At 49.9% G+C, this 6,777-nt stretch carries 1 protein-coding gene; it reads left to right on the top strand.

The genetic code is table 11. The features are described from left to right. The first annotated feature begins 19 nt into the window (after positions 1–19). On the top strand, positions 20–6,772 hold the full coding sequence (locus tag XDD1_RS12560; RefSeq protein ID WP_052705703.1) for a non-ribosomal peptide synthetase: 6,753 nt from the start codon (positions 20–22) through the stop codon (positions 6,770–6,772). Positions 6,773–6,777 lie beyond the last annotated feature (5 nt).

The following is a 6,777-nucleotide window of genomic DNA, read 5'->3' as shown; positions in this document are numbered from 1 at the left end:
GAGTCAAAGGAAGCGAGTTATGTGTAATAAGTCGTTGTTATCTGAGTGCCATCAATATGTTGTGCATAAATTGTTTGAACGGCAAGTCACGCAAACACCGGATGCCGTAGCCGTTCGATTTGGAGGGCAAACACTGTCTTACGACCAACTTAATCGTCGGGCGAACAGATTAGCGTATTATCTCCGCCGTCACCACTTAGGCCACATTTCAGGTGATGAAACGGCTGCGGTGGGGATTTATTTGGATCGCGGCATGGAGATGATTATTGCCGTCCTGGGCGTGCTAAAAGCGGGCGCAGCCTATGTGCCGGTTGATCTCAGCTATCCTGCCGAACGTCAATCCTATATTTTGCATGATTCCAATGTGTCGGTCGTGGTGACCCGCGGTGCCCTTATCCATTCACTTCCCGATACGATTGAGTGTATCGATTGGGATCAATATGCTGTTATTGAAGAACATCAGGGTGATGAGAATTTAACCTCAACCTGTACTGCTGACAGCCTCGCTTACCTTATCTATACCTCTGGCTCGACGGGCAAACCCAAAGGTGTCTGTATGCCACACAAGGCACTGGTAAATCTGCTGATTTGGCAGATAAAAAACCAAGGCGAAAGGCCGGGTGGAGGTGATACCAATAGAAAAACATTGCAGTTTTCTCCGTTAAGTTTTGATGTCTCATTTCAGGAAATATTTTCCACGTTATCCAGCGGGGGAGAGCTGGTGCTGATCCCTAATCAATTGCGGTTAGATCCGCTGGCACTGCTATCATTTCTGTCTGAGCAACACATTGAGCGGATATTTCTGCCCTATGTCGCGTTAAACAGTCTGGCATCGGCGGCGGTGGCGGAAGATCATTATCCTGAAACGCTTATTGATGTCGTGACAGCCGGTGAACAGCTTGTTATCACCTCAGCGATCAGACAATTTTTTAAGAGCTTGTCTCATTGCCACCTGCATAACCATTATGGCCCGTCGGAAACCCATGTCGTCACCGCCCATACCCTAAAGGGCAATGCGGACGATTGGCCGGCATTGCCTGCCATTGGGCAACCCATCGACAATGTCAGAATTTATTTACTGGATGATGAAAATCGCCCGGTTGTTGATGGCTCGCCGGGAGAATTGTGTGTTGCAGGTATCCAATTAGCGTGCGGTTATCACCGGCGGCCGGAAGAAACGGCGGCAAAGTTTGTTGATATTGTGTTTGTTGATATTGTTTTGGATAAAACCGCCCAGCGTGTGTACCGGACAGGTGACTTAGCGCGATGGCGGCCGGATGGTTTGCTGGAAGTGCTTGGGCGGATCGATTTTCAAATCAAAATACGCGGGCATCGGGTTGAATTAGGTGAGATTGAAGCGTTATTGATGACACATCCTGCTGTGCGGGATGCGGTTGTCGTGGCTCAGGGAGAAAATGCGGAAGAGAAACGTTTGGTTGCTTTTGTGATTGTTTCAGGGCGCGCGTTGCAGCGCCAGACGCAAACTGGGATGAAAGAGGGTATTCAGCAATTTATCCGGGATGCACTGCCCGATTACATGTGTCCTGCCGCTATGGTTATCGTCGAACGTTTTCCGTTATCTGCCAGCGGTAAAATTGACCGTAAGGCATTTCCTCTTATCACTGCCGATGAATTGACCTGTCAGGCCGTGGAGCCACCCCAAAATGCCGTGGAACAAATGTTGGCCGAGGTGTGGAGCGGGTTGCTGAATGTGAAACAGATCGGGCGAAATTCACATTTTTTGCAATTGGGTGGTCACTCGTTGCTGACCATGAAAATGATGCTGGAATTGCGTCGCCGTGGCTTTATGGTGGATGCCCATACTTTGTACCAGTATCCGGTTTTGATGACGCTGGCGGCGCAATTGCAGGCGTGTGTCCGGCAAGGGGATACGCCTGATAGGGAGGTGTCCGGCACCGAAAACGCGGTTCCGTGGCCGCCGTTGAGTCAGGGTGAAATTGCGGTATTAGCGGCCGCGATCCCGGGTGGTATGACCAATATCAAAGACATTTATCCGCTGGGGCCATTGCAGCAAGGCATGTTTTATCACTCTCTTGCCCATAAGACCGGTGATCCCTATGTGCTTTGGCAAATTATTCGTTTCAGTCATGCGGATTTACTGCAAGCCTATCTTAACGCCCTGCGTTGTATTATCGCCCGTCACGACACATTTCGCGTCAGTATCCATTACGAAGGGCTTTCCCGTCCTGTGCAGGTCGTCTGGCGGGAAGCGGAACTGGGGGTGGAAGATGTGGGGGAAAAATGGCAACAGACAGGTGAAGAACGACATGAAGATTTACAGGCGGTGTTAACGCAGTATTGTAATCCGGCCATACAACGCTTCGATATGACCAAAGCGCCCTTACAGCGCTGTCTTTATTTCTATGATGCCAAACAGAATGAATGGGTATTGTTACACTTGCTGCACCATATGACGGTGGATCATACGACCATCGAAAAGATGCAGCAGGAGATAGAAGCCCAGTTGCTTTCATGCCGGTCACTTTCAGCCCAATCTTTTTCACCCCAACCTTTTTCATCGCCGCTTGCTGAGGAGGTGCCATTATCATTCAGGCAAACGATGGTGGATCTCTTCAATGCAAGCCGAATCGCAGGACAAAAAACGTTCTTCGACGATTTATTGCGGGATTATGTGCCTGCCCCCGCCCCGCTGGGCATTGATAAATATTTAAGCAGCGATATGGCGGCAGTGGCGGTGATTCAGGAGGCGTGGCGACCATTACCGGCGCAGTTGGGCGATCAAATACGTCAACAAGCTAAAACGCATGGTGTCAGTGTTGCTGCGGTTTTCCATCTGGCATGGGCCAAAGTGATTGCCTGTCTAACCGGACAAGATGATGTTGTTTTTGGGACCGTTCTGCTGGGACGAGGGTTTGCCGGCGAGGCTTCCGCCAATGCGATGGGGCAGTTTATCAATACACTGCCGCTGCGCATCCGTCTAAATAACCAGCCTGTGCTTGAATGCCTTTGGCAAACGCAGGATATCTTGATGCAGTTGGTCAAATATGAACAGGCATCGTTGGCTCAGGCACAAAAATCGGCACAAGCCGCGGCAATGAGTCCGCTGTTTATTTCATTACTGAATTATCGCCATAGTGAAGTGCATAATCTGCCTTCGGCTGAGCCATTTCAGGCACTGAATCCATCCCCCGTAGCAGGTATTCGCTATTCCGGCATTATGGAACGGACGAATTACCCTATTTCTATCAACGTTGATGATTTTGGCCAAAGCGATTTGGCACAAGGATTTGTGATTAATGCCCAGGTTGAACAGGCACTTGATCCGGAATTGATCTGTGACTACCTGCAAACTGCGTTACAGGCGATCGTCTTAACGTTGGCAAATACGCCGCACCGAAAAATCGGTCGCATTAATATCTTACCTGCCCAGGAAAAAGCGCGGTTGATGGCATGGAATCAGACAGAATCAGATTTTCTGCGTCATTCTTGTCTCCCTACGCTTTGCCTTCATACCCTGATTGAAGCACAAGTGCAGCGAACGCCGGATGCGATTGCGGTAGAGTTTGCCGATCAAGCATTGTGTTATCAAGCATTGTGTTATCAAGAATTGAGTTATGAACAACTGAACCAAAAAGCCAACCAACTGGCACGTTATCTGCGCACTGAACTTAACGTAGCGCCGGATACGTTGGTCGGTGTCTGCCTGGAACGCAGTATGGAAATGGTCGTGGCATTGCTGGCGATATTGAAAGCTGGGGGGGCGTATGTTCCGCTCGATCCCCGCTATCCCAGAGATCGGCTCGATTACATGCTGCATGATGCCGCACCCCGCGTCCTGTTGTCACACGGTGAAATTTCGGCAGAAATCAGTGCACTGTTGGTTGACTATGCGGCAAATACGGGTGCCAGTGTCATCGATTTGCATGCAGATGCGGTTAAGTGGTCTGCCCAAAACAGCGATAATTTGTCCACGGCGGATATTGGCCTGACGTCATCTCATTTGGCCTATGTGATCTACACCTCTGGCTCGACAGGGCGGCCAAAAGGGGTGATGAATGAACACCGCGGCGTTGTCAATCGCTTGGTGTGGATGCAGAAGGCTTATCCATTGAATGCCGGTGATGCCGTTTTGCAAAAAACCCCTTTCAGTTTTGATGTTTCCGTTTGGGAGTTTTTCTGGCCGTTAATGTATGGCGCCCGTCTGGTGGTGGCGATCCCCGAAGGGCATAAAGATCCCCGCTATTTAAGTGCCTTGATTTGTCAGCGCAAAATAACCACCCTGCACTTTGTGCCGTCAATGTTGTCGATTTTTCTGCAACATGCGTCTTCCGAAGTCAAATCTTGTATTCGGCAAGTGTTTTGCAGCGGTGAAGCGTTGCCGGCTCGCAGTGTATTACGGTTTCATGAACGGTTTGCTGATGTTGAATTACATAATCTGTATGGGCCGACTGAAGCCGCCATTGACGTGACCGCATGGGATTGCAGTGTGGGGAAAGTGGGGGCGTTAACTGAAAAAAGCGTCATTCCTATCGGTAAGCCGATTGACAATATTCAGCTCTATATTCTGGATGCTTATGGTCAGCCAACCCCGATTGGGGTTGTGGGAGAACTGTATATTTCAGGCATCGGTGTCGCACGTGGATATCTGAACCAACCTGAATTGACTGCGGAAAAGTTTATCAAAAATCCTTTCAGGCCAGATTCAGGTCAGAGGATGTATCGTACCGGTGATTTGGCGCGCTATTTACCCAATGGCGATATTGAATATTTGGGTCGTAATGACTTTCAGGTCAAATTGCGTGGCCTGCGCATTGAATTAGGGGAAATCGAAGCGGCATTGCTTTCGCATGACAGTGTTAAAGAGTGTGTGGTACTGGTACGGGAAGATACCCCCGGCGATGCGCGTTTGGTTGCTTATGTCATCGCTGCCGGCTCTTCATCTGCCTATTCTTCACCTGCCGACGATCCCGCATCAACAGACACGCGGCCAACCATGTTGAATCAGGCTTTGAAAGTACACCTACAGGCGTGTTTGCCGGCGTTTATGATCCCATCCTCTATTCTTTGGATAGAGGCACTTCCGCTAACCGCCAACGGTAAATTAGACCGCAAGGCATTACCCGCGCCTTCTGATATCTCCGTCATACAGACGGAAACCCTAGAGCCACCCCGTGCCGGAACCGAAACGAAATTGGCTCAACTATGGTCTGAGTTACTAAAAATAGATTCTTTGGGACGTCAATCGCACTTTTTCGAAGCGGGGGGACACTCCTTGCTGGCTGTCACACTCATGATGCGGATACAGCAAGAATTTGGGGTGTCGTTGCTTTTGAGTTCGATAGTCAGCCACTTGGATTTGGCTGCGCAAGCTGTACTGATTGAGGCTGAGTTGAGTCGTGCTCATGTGTTGTTATCGCCTGCATCGCCATCGTCAGTGCCATCTGCTGAATCGGCACCTATGGGGCTGATTCGGGCCTTGCCAACCCAAAAAGCGATCTATAAGGCGCTAAAACTGAACCCCCAGGATTTGAGTAACAATAGTTTTATTGCGCTTTCGTTCGAAACGCAGCCAGACCTTAAACGGCTGCGTCACCTGTTGCAATCAGTGTTTTCCCGCCATGTCGGGTTGAGTGCGCAATTTATGTTGCTTGATGGCGAGCTTTATTTGCAGCCTGCCAGACGTTTTGTCTTCCGGCTGGAAAAGCGCCAAAGCCTCGGCTCTCTGGACGAAGATTTGCGTGACTTTATCCGCCCTTTTTCGCTGGAGGATGGAATCAATGTCCGTGGCCGCTGGCTGGTTGCTGAACCAAATCCCATGTTACTGCTGGATTTTTCCCATGCCTGTATTGATGGGTCGGGTTTGAGGCAAATACTCAATGAATTAGCGGCTGCCAGTGAGCCGGATTCGGGCAAATTAGCGTCAGAAAGCCGTGCGGCCTGTTCCGGTATCAGTTTGGCGGACTATTCGGCACTGTTCTACGGCGAAGAATTTGTGACTCATAGTCAACAAAATGCCAATTTCTGGCACACGAAATTACAGGATTGGCTGCCTCCTGCTGATATTGAGACTGATATCGATATCGACAGTAAGCCAACCGTGACCGGCAGTTGCCTGGTGGCGGTGGATGCCAAACAAAAAGAGCAAATTGAAGCACTGACCTCCCGCTTGAAAATCAGCATGCCTGAATTCTTTATGACCGTGTTTTTACGGTTTAAAGCCTGTCTGGAATATTCCGCCAGTTTACGGGATGCCCCTGAACCGCAGACAGAACAACTTATCTCTACGATATTTCATGGCCGTGACCGACTGGAGCAACAGACGGTTATTGCGCCTTTGATGGTGCTGCTGCCTGTGCGCGTGCAATTGCTGAGTGAAGCCAATGATCTTGTCACGGCCGGCCTTGGCAACAATAACCTGGAGGATTTTGCCGTTGTCAGCACGGTGGTACGTGAGGCTTACCGACACTATCTGTTTGATGCACAAGCATTGTCGATGCGGTATCCGAGTCTGCCCAGACAAGCGTTGTTACCCACGACCTTTTTCGGTTATTTCCAAAAAGAGGGCTTTGACGGCCGTATCTGCGGCATTCCTTGCTGTCAGTTAGAAACCCCTCATGTTTCAGGCGGGCAATGGCATTGGAATCTGGTTTGTGAGATTGCCGAACATACGGCGGGTTTCGATATCCATCTGGAAGCACGCTCATTCAGGACGGCAAAAGGGGTGGAAGGGATGGAGAGTTGGGAAGCGTTGTTTAACTCGATTTTGCAAAACGCGCTGAATGTTGGGTGAAACGA

It is taken from the genome of Xenorhabdus doucetiae, from assembly GCF_000968195.1.
Lineage (GTDB): Bacteria > Pseudomonadota > Gammaproteobacteria > Enterobacterales > Enterobacteriaceae > Xenorhabdus > Xenorhabdus doucetiae.
This window is presented reverse-complemented; position numbering and strand designations above follow the sequence as displayed.

Excerpts from the sequence above, each read along its gene's own strand:
- XDD1_RS12560 (WP_052705703.1), top strand. The coding sequence starts at position 20 with ATGTGTAATAAGTCGTTGTTATCTGAGTGCCATCAATATGTTGTGCAT.